This is a genomic window from Polaromonas sp. P2_G11, assembly GCF_056403595.1.
In genome coordinates this window covers 646,102-661,900 of sequence record NZ_JBFUFE010000001.1, presented here as the reverse complement: position 1 = coordinate 661,900, position 15,799 = coordinate 646,102, and the positions used below count along the sequence as shown (strand labels likewise).

General features: G+C 60.3%; 12 protein-coding genes. 9 read left to right on the top strand and 3 right to left on the bottom strand.

The window, feature by feature from the left end:
- Positions 1-90: 90 nt before the first annotated feature.
- Entirely contained in the window at positions 91-1,431 is a 1,341-nt protein-coding gene (gene hemL, locus AC1DWQ_RS03295) for a glutamate-1-semialdehyde 2,1-aminomutase (RefSeq protein ID WP_477668347.1), read from the bottom strand.
- A complete protein-coding gene (gene thiD / locus AC1DWQ_RS03290) occupies positions 1,412-2,377 on the bottom strand; it encodes a bifunctional hydroxymethylpyrimidine kinase/phosphomethylpyrimidine kinase (RefSeq protein WP_477668346.1) in 966 nt (321 codons plus the stop codon). The genes hemL and thiD overlap by 20 nt, the downstream gene beginning before the upstream one ends.
- Positions 2,378-2,459: 82 nt before the next feature.
- Between thiD and AC1DWQ_RS03285 the strand changes: the two genes are divergently transcribed.
- The 6 genes from AC1DWQ_RS03285 to AC1DWQ_RS03260 all read left to right on the top strand — a co-directional run bounded on the left by AC1DWQ_RS03285 (position 2,460) and on the right by AC1DWQ_RS03260 (position 12,599).
- Positions 2,460-2,633: a rubredoxin gene (locus AC1DWQ_RS03285; protein ID WP_092131853.1), complete on the top strand. Its 174-nt coding sequence runs from the start codon at positions 2,460-2,462 to the stop codon at positions 2,631-2,633.
- 73 nt (positions 2,634-2,706) lie between these two features.
- The gene (locus AC1DWQ_RS03280; RefSeq protein ID WP_457281039.1) at positions 2,707-3,105 is read left to right on the top strand and encodes a response regulator; all 399 of its coding nucleotides are present in this window, start codon (positions 2,707-2,709) and stop codon (positions 3,103-3,105) included.
- Positions 3,105-3,470, top strand: coding sequence for a response regulator transcription factor (locus AC1DWQ_RS03275; RefSeq protein WP_007864987.1), 366 nt, complete (start codon positions 3,105-3,107; stop codon positions 3,468-3,470). Before AC1DWQ_RS03280 ends, AC1DWQ_RS03275 begins: the two co-directional genes overlap by 1 nt.
- A gap of 21 nt (positions 3,471-3,491) precedes the next feature.
- Positions 3,492-4,022 carry a chemotaxis protein CheW gene (locus AC1DWQ_RS03270; RefSeq protein ID WP_092131850.1) on the top strand — a complete coding sequence of 177 codons (531 nt, stop codon included), beginning with the start codon at positions 3,492-3,494 and terminating at the stop codon, positions 4,020-4,022.
- A gap of 31 nt (positions 4,023-4,053) precedes the next feature.
- The gene (locus AC1DWQ_RS03265) at positions 4,054-6,345 is read left to right on the top strand and encodes a methyl-accepting chemotaxis protein (protein WP_477668345.1); all 2,292 of its coding nucleotides are present in this window, start codon (positions 4,054-4,056) and stop codon (positions 6,343-6,345) included.
- Positions 6,346-6,413: 68 nt separating this feature from the next.
- A complete protein-coding gene (locus AC1DWQ_RS03260) occupies positions 6,414-12,599 on the top strand; it encodes a hybrid sensor histidine kinase/response regulator (protein ID WP_477668344.1) in 6,186 nt (2,061 codons plus the stop codon).
- A gap of 85 nt (positions 12,600-12,684) precedes the next feature.
- On the opposite strand, the gene AC1DWQ_RS03255 is transcribed toward AC1DWQ_RS03260, so the two are convergent.
- Entirely contained in the window at positions 12,685-14,157 is a 1,473-nt protein-coding gene (locus AC1DWQ_RS03255; RefSeq protein ID WP_477668343.1) for a cryptochrome/photolyase family protein, read from the bottom strand.
- A 109-nt stretch (positions 14,158-14,266) separates the two neighbouring features.
- Here AC1DWQ_RS03255 and AC1DWQ_RS03250 point away from each other — a divergent pair, with 109 nt between their 5' ends.
- From AC1DWQ_RS03250 to pyrR, 3 genes are read left to right on the top strand one after another with little or no spacing between them, the layout of a single operon-like run.
- Entirely contained in the window at positions 14,267-14,854 is a 588-nt protein-coding gene (locus AC1DWQ_RS03250) for a YqgE/AlgH family protein (protein ID WP_457281035.1), read from the top strand.
- Positions 14,851-15,273 (top strand): Holliday junction resolvase RuvX, encoded by a 423-nt coding sequence (ruvX, locus tag AC1DWQ_RS03245; protein ID WP_477668342.1) that lies wholly within the window; start codon positions 14,851-14,853, stop codon positions 15,271-15,273. Before AC1DWQ_RS03250 ends, ruvX begins: the two co-directional genes overlap by 4 nt.
- Entirely contained in the window at positions 15,270-15,773 is a 504-nt protein-coding gene (gene pyrR, locus AC1DWQ_RS03240) for a bifunctional pyr operon transcriptional regulator/uracil phosphoribosyltransferase PyrR (protein ID WP_477668341.1), read from the top strand. The genes ruvX and pyrR overlap by 4 nt, the downstream gene beginning before the upstream one ends.
- The last annotated feature ends 26 nt before the right edge of the window (positions 15,774-15,799 follow it).

The window sequence follows — 15,799 nt, the reverse complement described above, 5'->3', positions numbered from 1 at the left end:
ATGTACGGCCGCTATTGATTTAATAGCTGCTCGCGCCCGCCCTGATTGGGCTGAAGCCCGAATACTGCAATATATGGTCAGGGCGCTGCCTTAGCCGGCGGCGAAGAACCTGGCCGCAGCCGCCACCGTCGCTTCGATGTCCGCGTCCGTATGCGCCGAACTCAAAAAGCCTGCTTCATATAGCGCCGGCGCGTAATACACCCCGCTGTCCAGCATCGCATGAAAGAAGCGATTGAACGCAGGGCTGTCGGTCATCATGACCGTGGCGTAGTTCTGCGGTAATTGGCCGAGCAGGAAAAAGCCGAACATGCCGCCTTCGCTGTCACCGCAAAACGGCACACCGGCCTTGCCGGCAGCCTGCGTGAGGCCGGTGACCAGGCTGCGGGTTCGGGCGCCCAGTGCTTCGTAAAAGCCGGGTTTGGCGATCTCGCGCAAGGTTGCCAGACCACAGGCGGTGGCCACAGGATTGCCTGATAGCGTGCCGGCCTGGTAGACCGGGCCCAGCGGTGCCAGTTGCTCCATCACGGCGCGCGTGCCACCAAAGGCGGCCAGCGGCATGCCGCCGCCTATCACCTTGCCCATGACCGTCATGTCGGGCTTGAAGCCGGGAATGCTGCGGGCGTAAACGCTCTGGGCGCCACCCAGCGCCACGCGAAAGCCGGTCATGACCTCGTCGAACACGAGCAGGGCACCGTGCTGCGTACACAGTTCGCGGCAGCGCTTCATGAAGGGCACGCTGGCACGCACAAAGTTCATGTTGCCGGCGATCGGCTCGATCATCAGGCAGGCGATGTCCTTGCCGTGCAGCGCGAAGGCTTCTTCGAGCTGGGTGAGGTGGTTGTATTCGAGCACCAGGGTGTGCTGCACCACTTCGGGCGGCACGCCGGCGCTGGTCGGGTTGCCGAAAGTGGCCAGGCCTGAACCGGCCTTGACCAGCAGGGCGTCGGCATGACCGTGGTAGCAGCCTTCGAATTTGATGATCTTGCTGCGGCCCGTGGCGCCGCGCGCCAGGCGGATCGCGCTCATGGCTGCCTCGGTGCCTGAGCTGACCAGGCGCACCATCTCGAGCGAAGGCACAAGGCGCACGATTTCCTCGGCGAGCTCCACTTCACGCTCGGTCGGTGCGCCGTAGGAAAAGCCTTCCAGCACGGCTTTTTGCACGGCTTCAACGACCGCCGGATGGCCGTGGCCCAGGATCATGGGACCCCAGGAACCGATGTAGTCGATATAACGCTGGCCGTCCACATCCCAGAAGTAGGCGCCCTGTGCGCGCTGGATAAAACGGGGTGTGCCGCCTACCGCCTTGAAGGCCCGAACCGGGGAGTTGACGCCACCGGGGATCAGCTTTTTGGCACGCTCAAACAGCGCGTTGTTGCGGGAGAGTTCGGCGGAAAGGGGCTTGGCAGGGGGCTTAGTGTTTGGTTGTTCCATTGGGGGGCAGGTCAATTTCAGTCTTCAAAACCAGGGCGGCATCATCGCCAGGCTCGGCATCAGCCGTTTCGTCTTCGGATTCATCGACATCAGCCTGTGCCCAGAACAGGCGGTCCGGCACGATATTGCCCATGCCGGGATGAAAGCCGGCATCCAGGCTGTGGTCCAGGTAAGTCAGTGCCTCGGAGGTGGCCGCCTGCAGGTCATGGCCGTTGGCCAGCAATGCGCAAAGGGCCGCAGACAGCGTATCACCTGCACCGGCAAAGACCGCCTCGAAACGTTCGAATTTCTCGCTGTAAAGCACGGCTTGCGGCGTGGCCAGCACGTTGTCGATGAATTGGTCGGGCATGGGGATTCCGGTGACCAGCGTGTAGGGAACACCCAGGTCGGCGGCGGCCTTGGCAATATCCCGAGCCGAGGGATTGCGCTCCCCGGACCAGTCCGGCAGCAGCCAGCGCCACAGGCTGCTGTGGTTGCCGACCAACACTGTGGTTTGCGGCAGCATCAGCTCGCGAAAGGCGTCCAGATAGCTGTCGATTTCGCTTTCTTCCCACCACGACAGGTTGGGCATATAGGCGATCAGCGGCACATCGGCATAGTCCGAGGCGATCTCGGCAATGGTGCTGATGTTCTCGGGGCTGCCGACAAACCCGACCTTGATGGCGGATACCGCCATGTCTTCCAGCGCCGAGCGGGCCTGGTCGGTTACGGCCTCTTCGTCGAATGAAAAATGGTCGAAAATTTCGGCCGTGTCGCGCACATAAGCGCCTGTTACAACTGCCAGCGCGTGGGCTCCGGCAGAAGTGATCGATGCAATATCAGCAGTCAATCCGCCCGCTCCGCTGGGGTCGTTGGCGTTGAATGTCATGACGCAAGCCGGCGATGCGTCGGTATCCTCGATTTGGAGTTGTCGGCTGTCCAGTTGAGGATTTTTGGGGTTTGCCATAGGCTGCGATTTTGCCTTGTACGCGAATAAGCAACGCCGCCTCGATACAATTGTTGCATTCTATTCGAAGGCAACTTAAGCTGTGACTCAATCAATGACGTGGATGTGTTTAATTTGTGGGTGGATTTACGACGAAGCTGCCGGTGCGCCCGAACACGGGATTGCCGCCGGGACGCCGTGGGCGCAAGTGCCCATGAACTGGACCTGTCCCGAATGCGGAGCCCGCAAGGAAGACTTTGAAATGGTTCAGATTTAAGCGTCTTAGGCACTTGCCTGGACAATCGCAGGCCGGCATTTGCCGAGGGCCTGCAACATGAGGAGCATAGGCAGTGAGTATTCCCAGTTCCGGACTGAAGGTTTTGGTCATCGATGACAGCAATACCATTCGGCGCAGCGCCGAGATATTCCTGAAGCAGGGGGGGCATGAGGTATTGTTGGCCGAAGACGGGTTTGATGCCCTGTCCAAGGTCAACGACTACGAACCCAACCTGATTTTCTGCGACATTTTGATGCCCCGCCTGGATGGCTATCAAACCTGTGCGATTATCAAGCGCAACGCAAAGTTTGCTGGCGTCCCGATCGTCATGCTGTCCTCAAAAGACGGCGTTTTCGACAAGGCGCGGGGTCGTATGGTGGGTTCGCAAGACTACCTGACCAAACCTTTTACAAAAGATCAGCTGCTGCAGACCGTACAGGATCTCGGCAGCGCTAAACAAGGAGTAGTGTGATGGCAATCAAGAAAATACTGGTAGTTGACGACTCCAAAACCGAATTGATGTTCTTGACCGATCTGCTGGTCAAAAATGGTTTCACCGTCAAAACTGCTGAAAATGCAGAGGATGCATTTCGCCGCCTGGCGGAAGACAAGCCCGAACTGATCCTGATGGATGTGGTGATGCCGGGGCAAAACGGGTTCCAGCTGACGCGCGCCATCACGCGCGACCCGTTGTACTCGGATATCCCCATCATGATGTGCACCAGCAAGAACCAGGAAACTGACCGTGTCTGGGGCATGCGGCAGGGCGCCCGCGACTACATCACCAAGCCTGTGGATGCTGATGAGCTGATGGCCAAAATCAAGGCCCTTGGCTGATTTACGGCGTAAAACCAAAGCATGGCGAACAGACAAGCACTTAGAGAGCTACAAACCCGGCTGGCCGACAGGTTGCAGATTGCGCGGACGCAAGGCGTTGCCGCGTCCTGGCTGGCCGTGGAGGCTGGCGGGAAGAAATACCTGTTTCCCCTGAGCCAATCCGGTGAAATTTTCCCGTGGGTCAGTACGCAGCCTGTTCCGTATACGCAAGCCTGGTTCGCCGGTGTTGCCAATTTGCGCGGCGGCCTGTTTGGTGTCGTGGATCTGGCGAGTTACGTCAGCGGCAAAGCACCCCCTCCCAAAAACGAGCTTGCACGCACGGATTCCAGGCTTGTTGCACTCAACAGTGCCCTGGAAGTTAACTGCGCATTGCTGATCGACAAGCTGTCCGGGCTGCGCAATCAGGAGGCGTTCAGTGATTTTTCCGAAAAAGCGCCCGACGCGCCCGATTTCTTTGGCAACCAGTACGTTGACCTTAATGGTGCGACCTGGCAGGAAATCAACCTTCAGTTGCTTGCCCAGCAAGCGCATTTTTTGACGATAGGCGCATAGCGCACACTGTTTCTCTCCCGGAAGGCTCACCATGTCTGTTATTGAAAATATCCAGAAGCTATTTAAAACCAAGCCCGATCAGCCCGAGGACAGCATGGACATGGCTTCCGTCGGTACGCCAGATCCTCTTGCGACCGGAGCCATGGATCAGGCTGCGCTTCAGACCGCAGCGATTCGGCAGCCGGGTGGAAATGACGATGCTTTCGCGCCCAGCCGCATGGCGACCGCCGAGGACGGCGCACCTGCGGTAAATCAAGAGCTGCTGCGTCTGCCTTTATTGGGCCGCAGGACCATCGGTCAGCATCAGCGGGTGCTGGTGTTTTTCCTCGCCGTCGCGGTGGCTGTCCTGGGTACGGTGACTTTCCTGGCGCTGAGCCAGGCGGATAAAGTGGCTCAACAGGTGGCGGCCACCGGGCAGTCTTTGATGCAGTCGCAGCGTCTGGCGAAATCGGTGTCTCAGGCGCTGGTGGGCAGTGCCCAGGCCTTCCCTGACGTGCGTGAGAGTTCTGACGTACTGGCAAAAACCGTGCGCGGACTGAAATCCGGTGAAGAAAGTCTGCGTCTGGCGCCAGTGAGTGATGACCTGCAATCTGACGTGGAAAAGGTCACGCCTTTCATGGAGCGCGCTGAAAAGAACGCGAAAACCGTGATGGGTCAGCAAAATATTCTGACCCAGGTGGGCAACGCCCTGCGCACCATTAACCGCCAGTCTTCGGATTTGCTGGAAATTGCAGAAACTGTTTCGTCACTCAAACTCCAGCAGAATGCGGCGCCGGCTGAAATTTCGGCATCCGGTCAGCTGGTGATGTTGACCCAGCGGATTGGTAAGTCTGCCAATGAGTTCCTGACCATGGAGGGCGTGAGCCCTGAAGCCGTGTTCCTGCTGGGCAAGGATTTGAACTCGTTCAAGGAAATTGCGCAGGGTTTGCAGGAAGGCAGCCCCGAGTTGCGCCTGGCCGGCTCCAAAGATCCGCAAACGCGCGAGCGGCTGGAAGCCCTGATGGCGCTCTATGAGCAAACCCGTGTGCAAGCTGGTGCCATTTTGGGTAACTTGCAGGGCCTGGTGTCTGCCCGTGAAGCGCAATCTTCGATTATTGCGGACAGTGAGCCCCTCCGCCGTGGCCTTGAGGATTTGCAGGGCAAGTTGTCGCTGCAAACCGGTCTGAGCGTTTTGTCGCTGGCCATCCTCGCGGGTGCTGCTACCTTTGCCCTATTGTGCGCAGCTGGCCTGGCCAAGCTGCAGGTGGAAGACAGTAAGCAGCGTCAGGCTGTTGCTGAAACCCAGCGACAGGAAGCGAAAGGGCAAGAGCAGGACGCCAAGCGCGTCAACGACGCCAACCAGGCCGCCATTTTGCGGTTGATGAACGAGTTGCAGACAGTGGCTGAAGGTGACTTGACGCAGGAAGCGACTGTGACCGAGGACATTACCGGCGCTATCGCCGACTCGGTGAACTACACGGTGGAAGAGTTGCGGCAGCTGGTGGGTAACGTACAGAACACGGCGACCCGCGTTGCGCAAACGACGGCCCAGGTGGAAAGTACCTCTACCGAACTGCTGGCAGCGTCCACTGAGCAGCTGCGCGAGATTCGTGAAACCGGCCAGTCAGTGCTTGACATGGCATCCCGAATTAACGAGGTGTCCACACAGGCGCAGGAATCTTCCCAGGTGGCGCGCCAATCGCTGACCGCCGCCGAATCCGGCCTGCAGGCTGTGCAGAACGCCATCGGCGGTATGAACTCCATCCGCGACCAGATTCAGGAAACCTCCAAGCGGATCAAGCGACTTGGTGAGTCCTCGCAGGAGATTGGTGAAATTACCGAACTGATTTCAGACATTACCGAACAGACCAACGTGCTGGCACTGAACGCCGCCATTCAAGCCGCGTCGGCCGGTGAAGCCGGACGAGGCTTCTCCGTGGTTGCGGAAGAGGTGCAGCGACTGGCTGAACGTTCCGCAGATGCTACGCGCCAGATTTCGGCCCTGGTGAAAGCAATTCAGACCGACACGCAGGATGCCGTGGCCGCTATGGAACGCTCCACGCAGGGTGTGGTTGAAGGGGCCAAGCTGTCCGATAACGCGGGTACCGCGCTGACCGAGATTGACCAGGTGTCACGCCGGCTTGCTGACCTGATTGAGCAAATTTCAAACTCCGCCTCCCGCGAAGCCGCATCGGCGAACGTGGTGGCCGGCAATATTCAGCACATTTTCGCGGTGACGGAGCAAACGGGAGAAGGTACCCGTTCCACGGCACAGCAGGTGCGAGACCTTTCCCGCATGGCCGAAGAGCTTCGCCAGTCGGTGTCCCGATTCAAGATCGCCTGATGCCAGCTTGTCGTGCGCTGAACGCAGCTTTCGCCCTTGACACCGATTCCTGAACCGGCCCGTTATCTATGCAATCCAACGTCCCGAACTCAACAGCTGCCGAGCTCGACCTCGCTGTCAATGACCTGGGCCCCCTGGCCTGGGTACTTGACGAACTTCGCAAGTCGCTGGACGGTGCTGCCAAAGCGCTGAAGCGTTTTGTGCGGGACGCAGAAGCCGCGCGTGGGTCCGATCTTGCGGCGCTTGACGCCAGCCAGTTGCGCATCGCACGGCAGCAACTGCATCAGGCCGTGGGCGCGCTTGAAATGGTGGGCCTTGCGGGGCCAGCCTTGGTGTTGCGGGCGATGGAAGCTGCGGTACAGAAATTTGTGCAGCAACCTGAGCAATGCAGCCAGGACGCTGCCGGAAAAATCGAACGCGCCAGTTTTGCGCTGACCGAGTATCTTGAAGGTGTGCTGGCCGACAAGCCCGTGTCACCCGTTTCGCTTTTCCCCCAATACCGTGATGTGCAGGAATTGGTGCGGGCCGACCGCATTCATCCGGCTGACTTGTGGCCGCTTGAGTGGCGCTGGCTGGAGCCGGAACTGGCGACGACAGCGGAGCCCCGCAATTACGATGATGGTGCTCGCGCTGTCATGGATCAATCGGTGCTTCAAATCATGAAGGGTAAGGCACCGCAGGCAGCCAAAAAAATGAAGGAGCTCAGCCTCGGATTTGCGGCCAGACAGGCGGACCGCCAACCCAGGATATTCTGGAAGATCGCGGCGGCCTATTTCGAAGCGGTCGCGCATGAGTTGCTCGGGTCGGACATCTATGTACGGCGAGCTGCATCGCGAATCCTGATGCAGTATGCCTCGCTTGCCAAGGGTGATACGGGGGTATCGGATCGGCTGGCGCAGGATTTGCTCTTCTTCTGTTCACAGGCTGTTTCTCCTCGCGCCAGCGACACGCCTGCACTTTCGGCAATCCGGTCAGCCTACGGTCTCAACCGATTCAAACCGGTGGACTATGAGCTCGTTCAATTCGGGCGTTTTGATCCGGCTCTGCTCGCCCAGGCCCGCAAGCGCATCACGTCTGCGAAAGAAACCTGGTCGTCGCTTTCCGCCGGGGACGCCAATAAATTCAAGTCCGTGACGGACCAGTTCAGCCTCGTCACGGATTCTCTGCTCAAGCTTCATCCGCCCAGCGAACCACTCGCGCAGGCGCTGACTCGCGCCGTGGATACGACGGTCCGGTCTGGTCAGGCCCCTGGAATAGAACTGGCCATGGAAGTGGCCACCTCGGTGCTTTACCTTGAAGCCGCTTTTGATGACCTGGATCCCAACGATCCCCAGCTGGCTGTGAGAACCGCCAATCTTGCTGAACGGCTGGAAGGCGTCCGTGCAGGCGGCGAGCCACAGCCTCTGGAAGGCTGGATGGAAGAGCTGTACCGCCGGGTCAGCGACAAGCAGACCATGGGCAGCGTAGTCGGTGAGTTGCGTGTGTCGCTGGGTGAGCTTGAAAAATCACTTGATGTGTTTTTCCGCAACCCGCAGGACAAAGTCGCGCTTCAATCCGTGCCCGGCCAGCTTTCACAAATGCGTGGCGTGCTGTCGGTACTAGGGCTTGATCAGGCCTCGCACGCCGTGCTGCGCATGCGGGACAGCGTTGAGCAGATGCTGGTCACTGAAATTGATGAACAGCGCGCGCGTGCAGCGGGAACATTCGAGCACCTCGGGAACAACCTTGGCGCCTTGAGTTTCCTCATCGATATGTTGAATTACCAGCCGGCGCTGGCGAAAAAACTGTTTGTGTTTGACGCGGAAAAAGGCGAGCTCAAGCCTTTGATGGGCCGGACCCAGAACGCCGGTAGTGCGGCGACCTCTGTCACGGTCAACAATGATGTGCTGTCACAGGAAGTGATTTCTGTTGTGCAGGATGCGGGTCTTGGCGAAACGGACCACAACCTCACGCTCAAACTTGACACGCTGGCCACGCATGCGGCGCTGGCCGAACAACCTGCGCTTGCGCAAAGTGCGCGCGAAGCCGCCGTCGCAGTTTCCGGAAGCAACGCGAGTGTTGCTGCGGAGGCGCTGACGACCTTGGCATTTGCCGTAACGCCGGTGCAGGCGGCGCCTGAGAGCCCGGCCGCGTCGGATGATTTTGAAGAAGACGACCTCCGTGACATCTTTCTTGAGGAGGCACGCGAAGTTGTCGGCAACGGCCAGCAAGCTTTGGCTGCACTGGTCAATGATCCGGCCGATGTATCTCAACTCACGGTTTTGCGGCGTGCTTTTCATACGCTCAAGGGCAGCTCCCGCATGGTGGGACTCAACGAGTTCGGCGAGGCGGCGTGGTCGCTTGAGCAGATGCTCAATAGCTGGCTGGCCGACCAGAAGGTTGCCACGGATGAGTTCCGGGCTTTATCGCTGGAAGCCATGGGCGGTTTTGCAAAGTGGATTGAAGACATTGCGGGAAATCGCGATGGATCGTGGTCGGCGTCTACCTTCCGAGCCAGTGCCGATGCGATGCGCACGGAGGGCCGTTACAGCCCCCTGGTGACTGCCGTAGTCGATGCTGCCGAGGTTCCTGTGGCCGCCGTGGCGGCAGCAATGCCAACAGCGCTGGCACCTGAGCTGGAGCTGGATTCAGGTGTTCCCGAAACCGTGGGTGCTGAACCTGTTGCCGACCCGGCCGTCGTGACGGATCTGGATTTTGACCTCATGTTTGAGTCGGAAGGTGCAGCTGCGACCGCGAGCCCTGCGGAGCCTGCAGGTCCGTCTGTGGCAGAAATTGAAGGCATTGATTTCGGCAGTTTGTCCGCAGTTTCTGCGACGGCTGATACAACACCAGCGTCAACGCCGCCCGCTTCGGCGGAGCCGTTCGCATCCCTGGAAATAAATGCAACAGAACCGATCGAACTGTCGGACGCGGATTTCGACAAGCACTTTCAAACCGAGGCCGTGGCGGCTGAACAGCCAACGCCTGTGGTCTTTGATTTCACCCCTGAGGGGCACAAACAATTGCCGGCAGCGGCCGAAGGCGCCGGTCTGGCCGGGCAACCGCAACACTTGCAGGCTGCCGAAGTTCTGAAGACGGATGATGCGGTCGATGCAGCTGACAGTGTGCTGCCATTGGATGGCAATGGTGACGAACAGGTCAAGGTCATCGGTGCCTTGCGCATTGGAATTCCGCTTTACAACGTCTACCTGAATGAAGCAGATGAATGGTCACGCCGGCTTGTGACTGAGGTGGCCGAATGGGCGCTCGAGCTGAACCAACCGGTCAGTGACTCTACCGTCGCCCTGGCCCATTCCCTCGCGGGAAGTTCCGCGACTGTCGGGTTCCATGCCCTGTCCGGAATGGCTCGGGCGCTTGAACAGGCTTTGCAGCAATCCAGCGTTCACCACAGCAATGGCGCCGCCAGGTATGGGCAGGTATTTGTTGATGCAGCGGAAGACATCCGCCGGCTTCTGCACCAGTTTGCCGCGGGTTTTCTCAAGGAGGCGGATGCAACCATCCTTGACAGGCTGAAGCAACTCGATTTCTCTGATTCGGTTTTGCCACCGGGTAACGATTTTTCCGACTTCGACTTCTCCCCCGAATCGGTGGAGGTGGAAACGGTCTCTGTAGAGCCGGTGCGCTCACTGGAACCAGAGCCAGAAGTGACGCCGGCTCAGGTAATTGAAATGCCTGTCCCCGCTCAGGTCACGCCGGTGCCTCCACCTGCTGCTGTCGTCTCTCCGCCTGCCCGGCTGGTAGCGACCGTGGCTGCACCAGTGAACTCGAACTTCGAGGAAGACGAGGACGACGAAATCGATGCGGTCGATGCGATTGATCCCGACCTGTTTCCGATTTTTGAAGAAGAAGCTGCAGAACTCATGCCCCAGCTGGGGGGCGCACTGCGGCAGTGGTCTTCACGTCCTGATAACCAGGGCGCACGCATGGAAGTCCTCCGTGCACTTCACACGCTCAAAGGCAGCGCCCGGCTGGCAGGTGCATTGCGGTTAGGCGAAATGGCTCACCGGATTGAGTCCGAAATCGAACATCTCGGCTCTGATGCGGCTTCAACCCAGGAATTCGAACCCCTGATGACGCGTTTTGACGCCATGGAAGCTACATTTGAGGCCTTGCGCCGTGCTGATGCGGCTGCTGCGGCTGCACCCGTCACGCTTGCACCTATTGCACCTATTGCGCCTATCGCGACCGTTGAGCCCATACTGAAGTCGACCACGCAGGACAAGCCCGCTCCAATTGTGGATGCGCAGGAAACTCCAGCCGAGAGCGCCGCTCCGGTTGCCGCCGGTGCGGGCCGCAAGCTCACGGTGCCGGCGCCGCAGACCATGGCCATGCAGCCGTTGCGACAGGCGGCCAACGCCTCGATCCGCGTGCGCTCCCAGTTGCTTGACCGCATGGTGAACCAGGCTGGTGAGGTCATGATCACGCGCTCCCGGCTGGAAGCCGAACTCAGCCAGCTCCGGGGCTCGCTGAACGACATGAGCGGTAACTTGAACCGCTTGCGCCAGCAGCTGCGGGACATTGAGTTGCAGGCTGAAACCCAGATGCAGTCGCGATTGGCTCAGGCCAAGGAAGCCCAGGCTGGGTTTGATCCGCTGGAGTTCGACCGCTTTACCCGCGTACAGGAACTGACGCGAATGATGGCCGAGTCGGTGAATGACGTGGCAACCGTGCAGCGCACCTTGCAGCGCACGGTGGAAGCCACCGAAGACGACTTGATCGCCCAGGCTCGCCAAACCCGAGAGCTGCAACGCGACTTGCTCCGTACCCGCATGGTGGAATTCGAAGGCATCTCCGAGCGCCTGTACCGCGTAGTGCGCCAAGCGTCCAAGGAAACCGGCAAGCAGGTCCGCCTGGACTTGCTGGGCGGTACCATGGAAATGGACCGCGGCATGCTGGACCGTATGACGCCGGCCTTTGAGCACTTGCTGCGTAACTGCGTGGCCCACGGTATTGAAAGTACGCAGGTTCGCACCGATGCCGGCAAGGACCCGGTCGGCCTGATCACCGTTCACTTGCGCCAGGAAGGTAACGACGTTTCTGTTGACTTCAGCGATGACGGCGCCGGCTTGAACCTGGCACGTATCCGCGAAAAGGCCATCAGCCTCGGGATGATCACCGCTGATCAACCGCTGGAAGACGGCGACGCCGCTAACCTGATTTTCATGCCCGGCTTCTCTACGGCCGCGCAGGTGACCGAGCTGGCAGGACGCGGCATCGGTATGGATGTAGTCCGCTCTGAAGTCAACGCGCTCGGTGGCCGGATCGAAACTTCCACCGTCGCCGGTCAGGGAACGCACTTCAAGCTGGTACTCCCGCTGACTACTGCTGTGACGCAGGTGGTGATGATCCGCTCGGGCAATCTCTCAATCGGCGTACCTGCCAACGTTGTGGAAACCGTCAGGCGCGCTTCGGCCAAAGAGCTGCAGCAGGCCTATAACACCGGCACACTGGAGATTGCCGGCGAGTCGATGCCCTTCTTCTGGTCCGGTGCATTGCTGCAGGCCTCGCACCACAGCGCCGAAGCCCAGGGCAAGACCACACCGGTCGTGATTTTCCGAAGCGCCGCACAGCGCATTGCCCTGCACGTCGATGAAGTGTTGGGCAACCAGGAGGTTGTGGTCAAGAACCTGGGCCCGCAGTTGTCCCGTTTGCCCGGCCTGGCCGGTATGTCAGTGCTGGCTTCCGGTGCGGTCGTGCTGATTTACAACCCGGTTGCGCTGGCTTCCGTGTATGGCCAGCAGGCGCGCGCATGGAGTTCAGACCGGGCCGAGCCGCACATGCTTGAAGGCTCCGGCGCTACCGCGGCAACCACCGACGGCGGCAGCGGCAGCGTCGCGAAAAGGACGATGGCGGCACCTGTCGCCCCGCAGATTCCGTTGATTCTTGTGGTCGATGACTCCATTACGGTTCGCCGGGTTACGCAACGTCTGCTTCAGCGTGAAGGCTACCGTGTCTCCATGGCGGCCGACGGTCTGCAAGCGCTTGAACGCCTGCAGGAAGAGCGGCCGGCCGTGGTGCTGTCAGATATCGAAATGCCGCGCATGGATGGCTTTGACCTGGCGCGCAACATCAGGGCTGACGTGCGCCTCAGTAACCTGCCCATCATCATGATCACGTCCCGCATCGCCGAGAAGCACCGTGAACATGCCAAGGAGCTGGGCGTCGACCACTATCTGGGCAAACCGTTCTCTGAAGAAGAGTTGATGAGCCTGGTGCGCCACTATTGCGCTGCCGAGACCACCGCGACCGCCTGAGGTAAAAAAGCAGAAAAAAGCCTGTAGCCTAGGTAGGACGTGCGCAAGCAGCTCCTAAAATAATAGCAAGGCCTGAGAGTTTCTCTCAGGCCTTTTTTACGACCGCATAGCGCTGCAGGGTCAGCGCCCGCGCTTCGTCGTGCTGCACGATGGGCATCGGGTAGTTTTGGCCCAACACCACGCCCGCGGCGGCCAGCTCCAGCGGTTTCGCAAGCCAGGGGCTGTGTAGCGCCTTGTCTGGCAGCTGTGCCAGCACTGGGAGGTATTTGCGGATAAATTTCCCGTCAGAGTCGAACCTCTCGCTCTGGCTGACCGGGTTGAAGATGCGGAAATAAGGCTGCGCGTCACAACCCGTGCTTGCCGCCCACTGCCAGCCCCCGTTGTTGGCTGACAGGTCAAAGTCGTTGAGCTTTTCGGCAAAGTAGCGTTCGCCCCAACGCCAGTCGATGCCGAGGTCTTTCACCAGAAAACTGGCAGTCACCATGCGCAGGCGGTTGTGCATATAGCCCGTCTGATTAATCTGGGCCATTGCCGCGTCCACCAGCGGGTAGCCCGTCCGGCCTTCGCACCAGGCCTGGAAAAGCACTTGGGCTTTGTCCCCGCTCTCCCACTGTATCGCGTCATAGTCCGGCTTGAACGCGCTCCCGACGGCGTGCGGAAAATTGGCAAGGATCTGCGCATAAAAATCACGCCAGATCAATTCGCTGAGCCAGGTGGCGGCACCTTCATTCCCTCGATTTGCAGCGTTCAAAGCCAACGCAGCCATGTGCCGTATCGACACCGTGCCGAACCGAAGGTGCACACCCAGGTAACTCGGGCCCTTGACGGCAGGGAAGTCTCGTACCTCCTTGTATTGCGCCATGCGGCCAACGAAATCCCCCAAAAGCCGGGCACCGCCTTCACTGCCCGTGGGGATTTTCAGTGCCGACAGGTTGCTGGCCTGAAACCCCAGCTCGCCCAGCGATGGGACAGGGCGCCTGCTTGCCGATACCGGTGCCAAGGCCGTACCGTACTTTTCGACGGGATAAGCTTTGAGGTAAAAATCGTCCACCTTCTTCAGCCAGGCATTTTTGTAAGGCGTGAACACGGTGTAAGGCTTGCCCGCCAAGGTCAGCACCTCCTGGCGCTCAAAAATAACGTGGTCCTTGAAGCTGTAAAAGGCCTTGCCCCCGGCCTCGAGCGCCGCCTGTACTGCAGCGTCGCGCGCCAGCGACTGCGGCTCATCATCGTGATTGGCAAAGACGGCATCGGCGCCCAGCTCTGCCGCCAGCCGCACCACCGCGTCCACGGCACCGTGATGGGCCGTCAACAGGCCGGCGCCGAGGCTGCCAGCCGCTGCGCCCAGCCTCTGCAGTTGGCCATCCAGGCTCAGTACCGATTCCTGTATGAATTCCACGCGGCGGTCAGTTCGGGGCAAAACCTCCAGAATGGTTTTGTCAAAAACAAATGCGCAATACACCTGCTTACATGCCTTTAGCGCGTGGTACAGAGCAGCGTTGTCCTGAACCCGCAGGTCGCGCCTGAACCACATCAACCCCGTTTCATACTTCTTGTGCATCCGGCCATCGTAGCGAAAAGCAGCTATCCGGCCGTAGATCCCCCGCGAATTGGCGGGTGGCCGGCAGGGTGGGCTCCCCGCGCCGTCCCGTCCGGCGTAAAATCCCGCCATGGCCACGGATTCTGCATCGATCAACCTCACGCACCACTTCCTCATTGCCATGCCGGGGATGGATGATGAAGCTTTTGCCAAGAGCGTGGTGTACATGTGCGAACACAGCGACCGGGGTGCGCTGGGGCTGGTCATCAACAAGCCCAGCGATATCAATCTCAAGAACCTGTTCGACAAGGTCGAGTTGCCTCTGCGGCGCGACGACCTGACCCAGTCCCCGGTATTCCAGGGCGGCCCGGTCCAGACCGAACGGGGCTTTGTTCTCCACGAATCCATGATGCCGGGCAACGAATCGGTCTATGCCTCGACGATGACGATCCCCGGCGGCCTCGAAATGACCACCTCCAAAGACGTGCTGGAAGCGCTCTCCACGGGCGCCGGCCCGCGCAGGGTGTTTGTCTCCCTTGGATATTCGGCCTGGGGTGAAGGCCAGCTGGAATCGGAAATCTCGGACAACAGCTGGCTCACGGTCGCAGCCGACGTCGGTGTGATTTTCGACACACCGGTAGAGCAACGCTACGACAAGGCGCTCATGCTGCTGGGCCTGCAAAGCTGGATGCTCTCTCCCGAGGCCGGTCACGCATGAGCCTTGCGGCCATGCCTTCCCCTCGGGCCACTGGCCTCCAAACCTTTCTGGCTTTCGACTTCGGTCTCAAGCGCACCGGCGTTGCCACCGGCAACGTGCTGACCCGTACCGCCACCCCCCAGCCCACCATCAACGCTGAAGGCAGCGACGCCCGCCTCAAGGCCGTCGAGACGCGCATCAAGGAGTGGCAGCCCGACGCCCTCGTCGTCGGCGTGCCCTTTCACCCCGACGGTGCCAGCCACGACAATACCGCGCGGGCGCAGAAGTTCGCCCGTCAGCTTCGCGGGCGCTTCGGCCTCCAGGTCTTTGAGGTGGATGAGCGCTACAGCACCACCGAGGCACTCGCCGGCGGCGCAGCGGATGCCGATGCGGCCTCGGCCTGCATCATCCTCGAGCAGTTTTTAAGGAGTTTCCCATGAGCAGCCTGACCCTTGACGCCGAGGCGCTATACAGCGACCTGCTGCGCAGCATGCGCCAGCAACTGGCGTCCTATCCCTTGCCGCCCAAGCTGGTCGGCGTGGCCTCCGGCGGCGCCTGGCTGGCGCAGCGCCTGCAAAAAGACCTGGGCCTGGAGGGCGAGGCCGGTGTGCTGTCTTCCTCCATGCACCGCGACGATTTCTCGCAGCGGGGACTGGCCTCCAGTGGGCAGACTTTGCTGCCCTTTGACGTGAACGGCGCTCACCTCGTCGTGGTCGACGACGTGCTCTACACCGGACGCACCATACGCGCCGTTCTCAACGAATTGTTTGACTACGGCCGGCCCGCCAGCGTCAAGCTGGTCGTACTGGTAGACCGCGGCGGGCGCGAGCTGCCGGTGCAGCCCGACCTGGCGGTGGCGCGCGTGGCCTTGCCCGCCTCGCAGTCGCTTGAGCTGGCCCGCGCAGAGGACGGCAAGTTCAGCTTCCAGGTTCAGGGCTGATCGTCACCATCACTATTACTGCCAGG